Raw genomic sequence first — 12,988 nt, forward strand, 5'->3', positions numbered from 1 at the left:
AGATCGTCGAGGTCGGCGTCGGTTGCGTGACCGCGCCGACGCCTGTGCCGTGGAAATCCCCGCGCGATGTTCCCGTGGACGGGAAAAATTCCTTCGGCGAAGCTCGCGGTGCGCCTGAAGTTCTGCGGCACGGAAAAATACAGACCGACCGCTCGGCACGATTACTGGGCCCCGCGGGGGATAATCACAGTGACGTAACGGGCGTACCGCATACCTCGGGCAACTACGTAACCGTGACTGCTGGGCGCTCGATCGGTTCCGCCTGCGCTTCGAAAGCCGCGGCGATCGCCTGCACCCATCCGCGCGGGCTGATGCCCTCCGGCGGTGCGATCCAGCGGCAGTCCACCACGGCCCGGCCCAGCGGATTCCGGGCCCACTGCGCCACCCGTTCCGCGCGGGCGGACACCGCGGCGGGAGGTTCCCCGGCGGCCGCAATCTCGACACCACCGCCCGACTGCAGATACAGCGCATCCATGATCTGCGCGACCCGATCCGACGCCTCGAGCTGGGTCGACGTCCCGGTCTCCTCCTGGACCACCTCCGGAAAGCGTTCGACCAGGACTTTGTGCAACGTCTGTACCCGGCGCAACAGCCACCGTGCCCGCACCCACATCTCCACCACGATCCACACCGCGCCGAAGGCGACGAGCACTGCGGCCAGCTGCCAGAACGGCCAGGCCCAGGCCGGCTCGCCCGGCCCGGAACGGGTAGCTCCGGTGAGCCCCCGCCGCACTTGCCCGACGGCCAGCGCGACCACCAGCGCGGTCCCGGTCACGTAGCTGGTGATACCCCGGCCGAGCGCGGTCCAGCTCAGGTTGCGCAGACCGGTCACCACGATGAAGACACCGGCCGCCGCGGTGACCGCCCAACCCGCGGTAAACGATGCGCCGAGGGTGCCGGCGACGACGAAGAGCGCGGTTCCGTATATGCCTCCGGCGATCTGGCGCAGATTACGGCGCGAGACCACAGGCCAGGCCGCCGAGGCGACCACCGAGGTCGCGGCGGCGAAGAGCAGCCAGGCGGAGACCACCAGCCCTTCCGACAGCCGGCCCGCCGGCAATCCGCCGGGCAGTAGATTGTCGACGGCCAATGCCACATCGGGCACCGCGCCGGTACAGGCCAGCGCGACCGCCGAAACGGCCACCACTATCGCCACCCGCGCGGTGGTCGCGGGTTTGACGAGTACCCGTCCCACTCGCGCGCCCGCGGCGACCCAGACGATCAGGGCGGTCGACCAGAACGTCATCCCAGAGCCTCATCGAATCGAAGGACCGAGACGCCCGCGCCCCGGCTGTTGAACACGCGCAGCCGCGTCATCAGCATGGCGGCGAAAGTTTCGGCCTCCCACTCGGACCGATCGTCCTCGCCGTCCTCGAGTGCGGTCTGATGGGCGCGCTGACTCAGCATGTAGGCGATGAGCTCGTCGCTCACCTCCAGTGTCACCTCGGGGGCCGGGGCGCCCTCGTGATCGAAGACGATATGCCCCAGCTCGTGGGCCAGTGTATGGTCCCGGCTCGGCAGCGCACTGGCGAGCACGATGATGTCCTTGGCCGGGTAGTAGCGACGCTGGCCGCAGACCCCGGGACCGAGTTCGGCGTCGGCGATTTCGATCGGGCGGCCCCGCTCGGCGGCCACCGCGTCCACCACTTCCTCGAGTGTGGTGGCGTCGGCATCGGCGGCGATCGCGCACACCGCGTCGACCGCGGCGGCGACCCGCCGATAGGCCCGGGCCCTCTGTGTCCGATTCTGCGTCATCGGATCACGCACCTGTTCCGAAGAATTCGGCCCGCGCGGCGTCGACCCGCGCCTGCGCCTGGGCGGCGCTGTGATAGCTCATCACGGCCGAACCGCCGCCGGCGATGGCCAAGGCGATCAGCCCGCCGATCACCGACAGGACCTTGGGTTCGGGCAGCAGACCCGCGGCGTTCGCCGGGCGCACCGCATGATTCGGTGGCGCGGCGGCGACCGACGGCGCGGATTCACCGGAAGCGGGCGCAGCGGAAGCGGTGGGCGGCGCGACCGCGGGCGCCGGAGCGGCCACACCGATCGCCGGAGCACCGGCCCCCGCACCGCCGCCGGGCGCCGGTAATGCCAGTGGCGGCCCGGCCGGGGGTGCCGGAACCGGGGGCACCGGAAGCAGCAGGAGCAGCAGCGGGGCCGCGGAACCCACACCGGCCGAACCCAGCGCGGCGGAACCGGTGGCCGCCGAACCGGCGGCAGCGGACCCCGTGGCCGCGGAACCCACGGCAGCCGAACCCACACCGGCCGAACCGGTGCCGAGTATCCCGGCTCCGGCCGAACCCACACCGGCCGAACCGGTACCGAGAGCTGCCGAACCGGTGCCCAGTGCGGCGGACCCGGTCGCACCCACCCCGAGACCGGCCGAACCCACTGCGGCCGAACCTGTTCCGAGGACTGCCGATCCGGCACCGAGTGCGGCGGAGCCGGTGCCCCGCAAGGGCGCGGCGGCGGCCGAGCCGGCGGCGGCCGAGCCGGCGGCGGCCGAGCCGGCGGCGGCCGAGCCGGTGGCGGCCGAGCCGGTGGCCAGGATGGTACCCAGAGCGGTGCCCAGCCCCACCGGGCCGAGCGGTTCGGCAACCGGCACCGGATCCGGTCGCGGGGCAGCGACCGGCGCGGGCTCGGCGGTGTCGACCGGCTCCGGCTCCTGGACCCGGCCGGGGATGCCCAGGGGCTGCCATTGCGCGACGTCACCGGAATCCGCGCCGCTACTACCGGTATCGGAATCCGGCGCACTACTGCCCGTTCCGAGACCGGTGGGTGCGCCCGTTTCGGCCGGAACCCGCTCTCCGGTGGCGGCGCCCGACTCCGGTTCGCTGCCCGGTATGACGAGTGGGCCGCCCTCGGGAGGATGCACGCCCGGGAGTGGCGGGACGAGGCCGTCACCTCCACTGCCGGAGGGGCCCTGATCGGTCACCGGTCCCCGGCCCGGATTCGCTTGAGCGAGTGTCGGCCCCCCGACCAGTCCCAGGCATCCGGCCGCTCCGGCTACTGCAAGCAATCGCTTGATGCGACCCACGGCCATGCGCCAGTCAACCCCTCGATCGATAGTGCGGGTTCGCCCGGCGATGACGCCTTCCGGGTAGAACGAACAGATGGTTGCCCATGGTAAACCAGCACACTCACCGGTGCATGACGAAGTGGCGACACCGAGCGACCGGTCCCGGCTATCCGCTGCTCGGAGGCCGAGTACACAGCGGACAGTGCCCCGGAGAGCATGGAATAGATCACAACCACCCGGTGCTGGGTGCAGTAGCTGGGCAGCCGGATATTCCTACGGCGACGGGTCCGTCCCGTCGCCGGCCGACGACGGGACGGACCCGTTCGAACAGTGGCGAATCTCTACGCGCCGTAAACGGGTTCCGGGGTCGCGCCTTTCGCGATCAGCTCCGAGACCACGGTGCCGAGTTCGGCCGGATTCCACCGCGCGCCGCGGTCGACCGGCACCCCGTGGCGCCAGCCCTCGGCCAAGGCGAGGCGACCGCCCTCGACCTCGAACATCCGGCCGGTGACACCGGCCGATTCCGGGCTGCCCAGCCACACCACGATCGGTGAGATGTTCTCCGGCGCCATGGCGTCGAACCCGTCCTCGGGTGCGGCCATCATGTCGGCGAAAACGGTTGCGGTCATCCGGGTGCGTGCCGAGGGGGCGATCGCGTTCACCGTGACGCCGTACCGCCCGAATTCGGCCGCGGCGGTCAGAGTGAGGCCGGCGATACCCGCCTTGGCGGCGCCGTAGTTCCCCTGGCCGACACTGCCCTGCAGGCCGGCGCCGGAGCTGGTGTTGATGATCCGGGCGTCCACGGGACGACCCGCCTTGGATTCCGCGCGCCAGTACGCGGCCGCGTGCCGCATGGTGGCGAAATGACCCTTGAGGTGGACGCGGACCACCGAATCCCATTCGTCCTCGGCGAGATTGACCAGCATCCGGTCGCGGACGAATCCGGCATTGTTGACCAGGACGTCCAAGCCGCCGAAGTCGTCCACGGCCTGTTGGATGAGCCGCTGGGCGCCCGCCCAGCTCGCCACGTCGTCGCCGTTGGCCACGGCAACGCCTCCGGCCGCGCGGATCTCCGAGACCACCTGCTCGGCGGGGGTTTCCGCGGTCGACTCACCGCTGAGGGTCGAGCCGAGATCGTTCACCACGACCTTCGCTCCCTCGGCGGCGAAGGCCAGGGCGTGCGCCCGGCCGATACCCCGGCCGGCACCGGTGATGATCACGATCCGTCCGGCGCAGATGCCCTCGGTTGCCATGTCCGTTCCTATCGTCGATGGTCGATATCTGTTCGAGCTGAGGTCAGGCCTTCGCCGCGGCACCGGGGTGGGTGGCGGTCGCGACCGAGAGGAAGGCCGGGGGTTCGCCGCCCCCGTGGATCTGCAGGGTCGCCCCGGAGATGTATCCGGCCAGCGGGGAGAGCAGGAAGGCCACGCCGTTGCCGACATCCTCGGGCCGGGCCAGCCGCCCCATCGGGATGGTCTGCCCGACGGCGGCCACTCCGTCGGCGTCACCGTAGTGCAGCGCGCTCAGTTCGGTTTCCACCGCGCCGACCACCAGTGAGTTGATCCGGACCTTCGGGGCCCATTCCGCGGCGAGGGAGACCGTGAGGGCGTCGACTCCCGCCTTGGCCGCCCCGTAGGCGGCCGTGCCCGGGGAGGGCCGGTGGCCGCTGAGGCTGGAGATATTGACGATCGAGCCGCCGTCTTCCTGCCTGCTGATCACCGCATGTGCCGCCTGGGCAACGTGCAGGGCGGAGAGCAGGTTCAACTCGATGATCTTGGTGTGGAATTTGGGGCTGGCGTCCTGCGCCAGGGCATAGGGGGCACCACCGGCATTGTTCACCGCGTGATCCAGCCGCCCGTGCCGCCGGACGATCTCGGCGATCAGCTCCGCCACGGCTGCCGGGTCGCGGACATCGCACGGCAGGAAGTCGATCTCCCGCCCGTCCACCTCGACCGGAGTATCGCCGGGACGGCGGGCACACGCCACCACGGTCGCCCCGGCGGAGAGCAGGACGCGGCTGATCCCGGCGCCGACGCCGCGGACGCCGCCGGTTACCAGAACGACGCGATCGGACAGGTCGATTTCGAGGGCCACCGTGTTAACCTACCAAGCAATTGCTTGCTTAGCCAAGATGCTCGAGATGCGAGATGGGATACGCGATGGGGATCAAGCGCCATTCGGAATCCGCCGGTATCGCCGTGGTCACGGTCGACTATCCGCCGGTCAACGCCATACCCTCGGACGGCTGGTTCGCCCTCGCCGAGGAGATCCGCGCCGCCGGGCGCGACCCGCAGACCCGCGTGGTGGTGCTGCGCGCCGAGAACCGCGGCTTCAACGCGGGCGTGGATATCAAGGAGATCCAGCGCAAACCCGGGCATCAGGCGCTCATCGACGCCAACCACGGATGCTTCGAGGCATTCGGCGCGGTCTACGACTGCCCGGTCCCGGTGGTCACCGCGGTCCAGGGCTTCTGCCTGGGCGGCGGGATCGGCCTGGTCGGCAACTCCGACATCATCATCGCCTCCGAGGACGCGACTTTCGGCCTGCCCGAGGTCGACCGCGGTGCGCTCGGTGCCGCCACCCACCTCGCCCGGCTGGTCCCCCAGCACCTCATGCGCGCGCTCTTCTTCACCGCGAGCACCGCCACCGCCCAGCAGCTGCACCATTTCGGCTCCGTATTCAAGGTGGTTCCCCGGACGGAACTCGACGCCGCCGCGCTCGAGGTCGCCAAGGACATCGCGGCCAAGGACGGCCGGGTCATCCGGGCCGCCAAACGCGCCCTCAACGGCATCGACCTGCAGGACGTGCACCGCAGCTACCGCTTCGAACAGGGGTTCACCTTCGAACTGAACCTTTCCGGAGCCTCCGACGAGATCCGCGAACGCTTCGACGAAGACCTGGCGGCCCAGAAGGACAAGAACTGATATGGAACGGAAGACCATGCGAGACAAGCGGAAAACGCTGGACGAGATCGTCGGCGAATTGCGCAGCGGGATGACCATCGGCATCGGCGGCTGGGGTTCCCGGCGTAAGCCGATGGCCCTGGTACGCGCCCTGTTGCGGTCCGATGTCACCGACCTGACGGTGGTCACCTACGGGGGCCCGGATCTGGGGTTGCTGCTCTCGGCCGGGAAGGTCCGGAAGGCCTACTACGGTTTCGTCTCCCTCGACTCGGCGCCGTTCTACGACCCCTGGTTCGCGAAGGCCCGCACCGCCGGGCAGCTCGTCGCCCGCGAGATGGACGAGGGCATGCTCAAGTGCGGGCTGGAGGCGGCCGCGGCGCGACTGCCGTTCCTGCCGATCCGCGCCGGCCTGGGGTCGGATGTGCCGAACTTCTGGGACGGCGAACTCCGGACCGTGACCTCGCCGTACCCGGGCCCGGACGGCCGTCCGGAAACCCTGATCGCCATGCCGGCCCTGACCCTCGACGCCGCGCTGGTGCACCTGAACATCGGCGACGCGCACGGTAATGCCGCCTACCAGGGCGTGGACCCCTATATGGACGATCTGTTCTGCCTGGCCGCCGAGAAGCGCTACCTTTCGGTGGAACGCGTCGTGGAGACCGAGGAGCTGGTGAAAACCGTTCCCCAGCAGGCGCTCCTGCTCAACCGCATGATGGTGGACGCGGTGGTCGAGGCACCGAACGGCGCGCATTTCACCCTGGGTGGTGAGAGCTACGGCCGGGACGAGAAGTTCCAGCGGCACTATGTCGAGGCCGCCGGGTCACCGGAGACCTGGCAGACCTTCGTCGACACCTACCTCAGCGGTTCCGAAGCCGACTACCAGGCCGCCGTCGCGCGATTCAAGGAGGAGCGGTGACCAGCACCGAAACCATCACCCGCGCCGAAGTGTGCGCGGTCGCCTGTGCCGAGATCTTCCGCGGCGCCGGGGAAATCTTCGCCAGTCCCATGTCGCCGATGGCGCAGCTGGGCGCGCGGCTGGCGAAACTCACTTTCGAACCCGATCTGCTGATCTCCGACGGCGAGGCGTTCTTCCTCGCCGAAACCCCGCCGATCGGCGGTAAGGCGCCGGTGGAGGGCTGGATCCCGTTCCGCAAGGTCTTCGATGTGCTGGCCTCGGGCCGCCGCCATGTGGTCATGGGCGCCAACCAGATCGACCGCTACGGCAACCAGAACCTCTCGGCCTTCGGCCCGCTGCAGCAGCCGACCCGGCAGATGTTCGGCGTCCGCGGCGCACCCGGCAACACCATCAACCACCCCACCAGCTACTGGGTCGGACGGCATAACAAGCGGGTGTTCGGCGAGAAGGTGGATATCGTCGCGGGTGTCGGCTACGACAAGGTCGACCCGGACAACCCCGCGTTCCGCTTCCATCACATCCACCGGGTGGTCAGTAATCTGGGCGTTTTCGATTTCGACGGCCCGGACCACACGATGCGCGCGCTGAGCCTGCACCCCGGGGTCACCGCCGGTGAGGTCGCGGAGAACACCTCGTTCGAGATCGCCGACCTGGGCACGGCCGAAGAGTCCCGCCTGCCCACCACCGAGGAACTGCGGATCATCCGCGAGGTCTTGGATCCGAAGAAGATCCGCGACCGGGAGGTTCCGCAGTGACTCCCCGGCTGCGGACCCCGCTGACCGAACTGGTCGGGATCGAACATCCCGTCGTGCAGACCGGTATGGGCTGGGTGGCGGGCCCGAGCCTGGTCTCGGCCACCTCCAATGCCGGCGGGCTGGGCATTCTGGCCTCGGCCACCATGACCTACGACGAGCTGGAAACGGCCATCGCCAAAACCAAGGCGCAGACCGATAAACCGTTCGGCGTGAACATCCGCGCCGACGCCTCGGACGCGCCGGAGCGGATCGACCTGCTCATCCGCGAGAACGTCAAGGTCGCGTCGTTCGCTCTGGCGCCGAAGAAGGACCTCATCGCCAAGCTGAAAGACGCGGGTGTGGTAGTGGTTCCGTCGATCGGCGCCGCCAAGCACGCGGTGAAGGTCGCCTCCTGGGGCGCGGACGCCGTGGTCGTCCAGGGTGGTGAGGGCGGCGGGCACACCGGCCCGGTGGCCACCACGCTGCTGCTGCCGTCGGTTCTGGACGCGGTCGATATCCCGGTGGTCGCGGCCGGTGGCTTCTTCGACGGACGCGGCCTCGCCGCCGCCCTCGCCTACGGTGCCGCCGGAGTCGCGATGGGCACCCGCTTCCTGCTCACGCAGGAGAGCAGCGTCCCGGATTCGGTGAAGCAGGAGTACCTGCGCCGCCAACTGGGCGAAACAGTGGTGTCCACCAAGGTCGACGGTATGCCGCACCGGGTGCTCAACACCGAACTCGTACAGAAGCTGGAGAATTCGGGGCGAGTCCGTGGCCTCACGGCCGCCGTGGGCAATGCCGCCCGGTTCAAGAGCATGACCGGGATGAAATGGTCCACGCTGGTCCGCGACGGTCTCGCCATGCGCAAGGCCAAGGACCTCACCTGGTCCCAGGTGATCATGGCCGCCAACACCCCGATGCTGTTGCGCGCCGGGCTGGTGGAGGGCAATACCGAAGCCGGGGTGCTGGCGGCGGGCCAGGTGAGCGGCATCCTGGAGGATCTGCCGACCTGCCAGGAGTTGATCGACCGTATCGTCACGGACGCGGTCGCCCGGATCGGAACCCTCGCCGAACTGCCCCAGAGCACTGAATCGAAGAGCTGAGGCATCCGGCTCCCGGGCCCGTCCACCGCCGGTGGACGGGCCCTTTTCATATCGGACGCGCTTTGCCGACCCGGCGGCAACCGTGGCCGCGGCCCGGCGCCCGCAGCCGCCGGTGGCATCGGTGCAGCGCCGCGATGACGACAGCCCGCGGCCGTGCCCATATCGGCCAGGACGGTTCAGGTGAGGCGGTCACTGTGTCTTCGCCGAGCGCATTGCTGCCGTATCGACCCGATGGGTGGACTCGCCGGGCATCCACACCGGCCGGAACTGTGCGGCATCACCGATCACCGCAGTGGCGGTGGGGGCGGTGTGCCGCGAGGCGCGCCGTGCGCGCGTGTACCCCAGCGATCCGGGTACGGGCTCAATCCCGCGGCCAGGGACGTACCTCACCCCAGCCCCATGTGGGTGTGGGTTCGCTGCCGCTCGCCGGCGCATCCGGCCCGGAGAACAGCAGCGCCATCCGGGTTCCCCATTCCAGATATCCCACGAAAGCCGCCCGGAACTCGGCGTCGGCGGGCAGGCCGACCCGGTCGGCGGTATCGACCAGGAGGCTCACCCAGCGCTGCCGCTGCTCCTCGGTCAAGGCCCGTCCCCGGTGGCGGGAGATCATGTGCTGGTGACCGCCGTGCCGCTCCGAGTAGACGGCGGGTCCGCCGAAAACCTCGCCCAGCCAGGCGGCTACATGCTTCGCGTGGTCGGGGTGCATCCCCTCGAAAACCGGGCCGAGTACCGGATCCTCGGGAACCCGGTCGTAGAAGGTGTCGAAGAGCTTCCCGAACGCTTCCGCGCCGCCCGCCCAGTCGTACAGCGACGGCACCAACGCGACCGGCTCGTAGTGCCGCATCTCCTCGATACCGGTGACGTAATCCTTGATTTCGGCGAAGAACTCCCGGAAGTGCGCGCTGGCGCGGAACTTCTCCAGATGATCGCTCGCCGAGGTCCAGGTGAGCCGGAGGATATAGACCTCCGGGTCGTCGACGCACCGATCCAGATCGTAGGTTCGGCAGTACGGCGAGAACTGCAGCGACACCGCAGCGCGGCGATAGGCATCCTCGAACGCGGCCGGCTCGGGAACGCGGTACCGGATGTACTCGGTGATCATGGATGAAGTCGACCACTTCGGGAACAGCGGCACAAGAACGTACTTTGTGGTGCGTGAGCGTGCGGCGGACCTTCTACTCCTGCCAGGTCGAACTGGCGATGGACACCCTCGGCGGCAAGTGGGCGGTCGTGATCCTCGGCTATCTGAAGGAGCGGCCGCGGCGCTACGGCGAACTGCGCCGGCTCGTTCCCGAGATCACCGAGAAGATGCTGACCCAGCGGCTGCGCGAACTCGAGGCCGCCCGCCTGATCGAGCGGACGGTGCACGAGGGTCCGGTCCGCACCGTGACCTATCGGCTGATCGATCCCGGACTGCGGCCGGTCCTGCAGGCGCTCTACGCCTGGGGTGGGACCCTGGCGACTCGGGACGGTATCGAGATCGGCTCCCCACGCGAGGATTCCGGCGGAATCGCGACGTAGCCGCCCGCCGGTTCCCTCAGCCGAACGGACTCCGCGGCCGCTCCTGCAACTCACCGTCGATATAGATATCGACCTTCTCGTTGTAGAAGCAGGCCAGCCCCGCGATCTTCTGGCTCTCCGGGGTAGGGGTCCGGTAGATCCACACCAGATCCGGATGCTCGGTCTCGCCGACGCGGATGTTCCAGTAGTCGGCGTTGCCCTTGTACGGGCAGCCGGTGTGGGTGTCCGACGGCCGCAGCAGGTCCATCCTGATATCGGTGAGCGGCAGGTAGAAGCGAGCGGGGAGCCCGGTTTCGAACAGGATCCGCGGGGACCGCGATTCGGCCACGGTCACACCGTCGAGTTCCACCCGGACATGCCGGGAACTGGCCAAGATGTCCACGCGCGAGTACGGGTTCCGCGGGTGGACGTAGATCGGCTCATCCTCCTCGAACCATTCGTCCATCGCGTCCCAGTCCAACCGCACCAGATCGTGCAACGGCGGATCCGCGTAGCGCAGGGCGGCGCCGGCGGCCGTGGTGCCGTCCACGACGACGTGGTAACCGGTCGCCTCCCCGAGGCGGGGAGAGGTGCGCGTGCTGCCGTCGAACTCGAGTTTCGCGCGCAGATCGCCGACCGGAATGTAGTAGGCCGGGTAATACGGATTCTCCCAGACCAGCGCGGGGCGGATGGTATCGGCGACCAGATGTCCGCCGAGGTAGACCCGCACGCGCTTCTGGATCGTCTCGACCCGGACCTCGTCTGGCTGTGCTTCGGTCATACTCCCCGACCCTACGCCGGGCAGATTGTCCGGGTGGTCACGAAAAAGCGGGCCCCGCCTGTCGGCGGGGCCCGCGAAAGACCTCTTGTGGAGGTCAGTCACCGACCGTGACCGCCTGCGCCTCCTCCACACTGTGCGGGGCGGGGTCGTGGTCGTCGATATGGGCCAGTGCCGAGCGGCCGGCCAGCAGCACCACCACACCGGCGGCGGTGCAGACCGCGCCCACCCAGAACGGCAGCGAAACGCTGGTCTCCCCGAGCTTGCCCGCCAGCCACGGTGCGGCGGCACCGCCCGCGAAGCGGACGAAGCTGTAGGCCGCCGACGCGGTCGAGCGTTCCACCGGAGCGGAGATCATCACGGCCTCGGTGATCAGCGTGTTGTTCACACCGAGGAAAAGGCCCGCGAGGACGACACCGGCGATCAGCACCGGCTTGTGCTCGGCGAACAACGCCATCACCGCCAGATCCGCGGCGAAGAGCCCGACCGCCACCGCGATCATCGGCAGCGTGCCGAAACGGTGCTGCAGCTTGGGCGCGAAGAACACCGAGGCCACGGCGAGCAGGATGCCCCAGCCGCAGAAGATGAAGCCGATCGCGTAGGTGCCCATGTCCAGCGGGAACGGGGTGTAGGCGAGCAGGGTGAAGAAACCGAAGTTGTACAGCAGGGCCGTAATGCTCACGACCAGCAGGCCGCGGTGGCGCAGCGCCTTGAACGGCGCGGTCAGCGAAGTCGGTGTCGCGGCTTTCGGCCCCTCGGGCAGCAGCACGACGATCGCGATGAAGGCGACGGCCATCAGCACGGACACCCCGAAGAACGGCCCGCGCCAGCTGATTCCGCCGAGCACCCCGCCCAGCAGCGGCCCGGTGGCGATACCGATGCCCAGCGCGGCCTCGTAGAGGATGATCGCGCGCGCGACCCCGCCGCTCGCGGCGCCGACAATGGTGGCCAGCGCGGTCGCGATGAACAGGGCGTTGCCGAGCCCCCAGCCCGCGCGGAAGCCGACGATCTGGCCGACCGTCCCCGACATACCGGCGAGAGACGCGAAGACGATGATCAGCGCGAGGCCGGCGAGCAGCGTCTTCTTCGCGCCGAACCGGCTGGAGACCACGCCCGTGACCAGCATGGCCACGCCGGTGACGAGCATATAGCTGGTGAACAGCAGCGATACCTGCGACGGCGACGCGTGCAGCTGTTCACCGATGGGTTTGAGAATCGGATCGACCAGGCCGATGCCCATGAACGCGATAACGCTGGCGAAGGCGACGGCCCAGACCGCCTTCGGCTGCCCGGTCGATGTGCTGTGCCGATCGAGTACGAGCGCGGGCCCTGCGTGGTCACGCTGCGCTACCGCCTCCGGGCCTGACGCGCTCGTACTGTGTCGATCGAGTACGAGCGCGGGCCCTGCGTGGTCACGCTGCGCTACCGCCTCCGGGCCTGACGCGCTCGTACTGTGTCGATCGAGTACGAGCGCGGGCCCTGCGTGGTCACGCTGCGCTACCGCCTCCGGGCCTGACGCGCTCGTACTGTCCGGCTCGGTGGCCGTCCTGGTCCTGGTGCTCATCGGTCCTTCCTCGATTGCGGGTGGTGCCCGGCCGATTCCCGGATCGCCGCCAGCAGCTCCCCCAGATCGGCTGCGAGTCCGGTCAGGCGTTCGGCGTCGAAGCCGGGTAGCGGGCCGGACAGCGCCGCACGCATGGAGGCGCGGGTGGCGGCGAGCCGGGCACGCCCGGCCGATGTGAGTTGGACGACGACCGCGCGCGAATCGTCCGGGTCGCGGTGCCGGGAGGCGTATCCCTCCCGCACCAGGCGGGCGATGAGCGCGGTCGCCGTGGGTTGCGACGTGCGATCGATTCGAGCGAATTCGCTGACCCGCAGCGAACCGTGTTCCTCGAGCACTGCCAGTGCGCGCACGGTGGCGCGCGGCAGGTCGTCGGCGCTGAGCATTCCCGCCGCGCGTGTGAGCCGACCCGCGGTGACCAGTAGATCGACGACGGTGTCGTCCACATCGGTCATCGGGTCCGGCGGCACCCAGATA

Annotated in this window: 14 protein-coding genes; 5 read left to right on the plus strand and 9 right to left on the minus strand. The window is 69.3% G+C overall.

Going from position 1 to position 12,988, the window contains the following annotated elements; translation table 11 throughout:
• Nucleotides 1-223: 223 nt before the first annotated feature.
• The 5 genes from AB0H42_RS20260 to AB0H42_RS20280 form a co-directional block, all read right to left on the minus strand.
• Nucleotides 224-1,246 carry a hypothetical protein gene (locus tag AB0H42_RS20260; RefSeq protein ID WP_357057874.1) on the minus strand — a complete coding sequence of 341 codons (1,023 nt, stop codon included), beginning with the start codon at nucleotides 1,244-1,246 and terminating at the stop codon, nucleotides 224-226.
• The gene (locus AB0H42_RS20265) at nucleotides 1,243-1,755 is read right to left on the minus strand and encodes an ImmA/IrrE family metallo-endopeptidase (RefSeq protein WP_357057876.1); all 513 of its coding nucleotides are present in this window, start codon (nucleotides 1,753-1,755) and stop codon (nucleotides 1,243-1,245) included. The genes AB0H42_RS20260 and AB0H42_RS20265 overlap by 4 nt, the downstream gene beginning before the upstream one ends.
• Nucleotides 1,756-1,759: 4 nt before the next feature.
• Nucleotides 1,760-2,875, minus strand: a complete 1,116-nt coding sequence (locus tag AB0H42_RS20270) for a hypothetical protein (RefSeq protein WP_357057878.1) — start codon at nucleotides 2,873-2,875, stop codon at nucleotides 1,760-1,762.
• 485 nt (nucleotides 2,876-3,360) lie between these two features.
• A complete protein-coding gene (locus AB0H42_RS20275; protein ID WP_357057880.1) occupies nucleotides 3,361-4,272 on the minus strand; it encodes an SDR family oxidoreductase in 912 nt (303 codons plus the stop codon).
• A gap of 43 nt (nucleotides 4,273-4,315) precedes the next feature.
• On the minus strand, nucleotides 4,316-5,113 hold the full coding sequence (locus tag AB0H42_RS20280) for an SDR family oxidoreductase (protein WP_357057882.1): 798 nt from the start codon (nucleotides 5,111-5,113) through the stop codon (nucleotides 4,316-4,318).
• A gap of 65 nt (nucleotides 5,114-5,178) precedes the next feature.
• Between AB0H42_RS20280 and AB0H42_RS20285 the strand changes: the two genes are divergently transcribed.
• Genes AB0H42_RS20285 through AB0H42_RS20300 form a run of 4 tightly spaced genes read left to right on the plus strand, consistent with a single transcriptional unit; the run spans nucleotide 5,179 to nucleotide 8,672 of the window.
• Nucleotides 5,179-5,943: an enoyl-CoA hydratase family protein gene (locus AB0H42_RS20285; RefSeq protein ID WP_357057884.1), complete on the plus strand. Its 765-nt coding sequence runs from the start codon at nucleotides 5,179-5,181 to the stop codon at nucleotides 5,941-5,943.
• A gap of 16 nt (nucleotides 5,944-5,959) precedes the next feature.
• Nucleotides 5,960-6,838, plus strand: a complete 879-nt coding sequence (locus AB0H42_RS20290) for a CoA-transferase (RefSeq protein WP_357058102.1) — start codon at nucleotides 5,960-5,962, stop codon at nucleotides 6,836-6,838.
• Nucleotides 6,835-7,593 carry a CoA-transferase gene (locus AB0H42_RS20295; RefSeq protein ID WP_357057886.1) on the plus strand — a complete coding sequence of 253 codons (759 nt, stop codon included), beginning with the start codon at nucleotides 6,835-6,837 and terminating at the stop codon, nucleotides 7,591-7,593. Before AB0H42_RS20290 ends, AB0H42_RS20295 begins: the two co-directional genes overlap by 4 nt.
• The gene (locus AB0H42_RS20300; protein ID WP_357057888.1) at nucleotides 7,590-8,672 is read left to right on the plus strand and encodes a nitronate monooxygenase; all 1,083 of its coding nucleotides are present in this window, start codon (nucleotides 7,590-7,592) and stop codon (nucleotides 8,670-8,672) included. Before AB0H42_RS20295 ends, AB0H42_RS20300 begins: the two co-directional genes overlap by 4 nt.
• A 361-nt stretch (nucleotides 8,673-9,033) precedes the next feature.
• Here AB0H42_RS20300 and AB0H42_RS20305 read toward each other — a convergent pair whose 3' ends face one another.
• Nucleotides 9,034-9,774: an antibiotic biosynthesis monooxygenase gene (locus AB0H42_RS20305; protein WP_357057890.1), complete on the minus strand. Its 741-nt coding sequence runs from the start codon at nucleotides 9,772-9,774 to the stop codon at nucleotides 9,034-9,036.
• A 53-nt stretch (nucleotides 9,775-9,827) separates the two neighbouring features.
• On the opposite strand from AB0H42_RS20305, the gene AB0H42_RS20310 reads away from it, so the two are divergent.
• Complete coding sequence (locus AB0H42_RS20310) at nucleotides 9,828-10,193, plus strand: helix-turn-helix domain-containing protein (RefSeq protein WP_357057892.1); 366 nt, start codon at nucleotides 9,828-9,830, stop codon at nucleotides 10,191-10,193.
• A 16-nt stretch (nucleotides 10,194-10,209) separates the two neighbouring features.
• Here the strand turns inward: AB0H42_RS20310 and AB0H42_RS20315 are convergent, their stop codons facing one another.
• From AB0H42_RS20315 to AB0H42_RS20325, 3 genes are all read right to left on the minus strand, one after another.
• Entirely contained in the window at nucleotides 10,210-10,953 is a 744-nt protein-coding gene (locus AB0H42_RS20315) for a DUF427 domain-containing protein (protein WP_357057894.1), read from the minus strand.
• Between the two features lie 94 nt (nucleotides 10,954-11,047).
• Nucleotides 11,048-12,514 carry an MFS transporter gene (locus AB0H42_RS20320; RefSeq protein ID WP_357057896.1) on the minus strand — a complete coding sequence of 489 codons (1,467 nt, stop codon included), beginning with the start codon at nucleotides 12,512-12,514 and terminating at the stop codon, nucleotides 11,048-11,050.
• Complete coding sequence (locus AB0H42_RS20325) at nucleotides 12,511-12,981, minus strand: MarR family transcriptional regulator (RefSeq protein WP_357057898.1); 471 nt, start codon at nucleotides 12,979-12,981, stop codon at nucleotides 12,511-12,513. The genes AB0H42_RS20320 and AB0H42_RS20325 overlap by 4 nt, the downstream gene beginning before the upstream one ends.
• Nucleotides 12,982-12,988: the final 7 nt, after the last annotated feature.

This window comes from Nocardia sp. NPDC050799 (assembly GCF_040654015.1).
In the GTDB taxonomy this organism is placed as follows: Bacteria; Actinomycetota; Actinomycetes; order Mycobacteriales; family Mycobacteriaceae; genus Nocardia.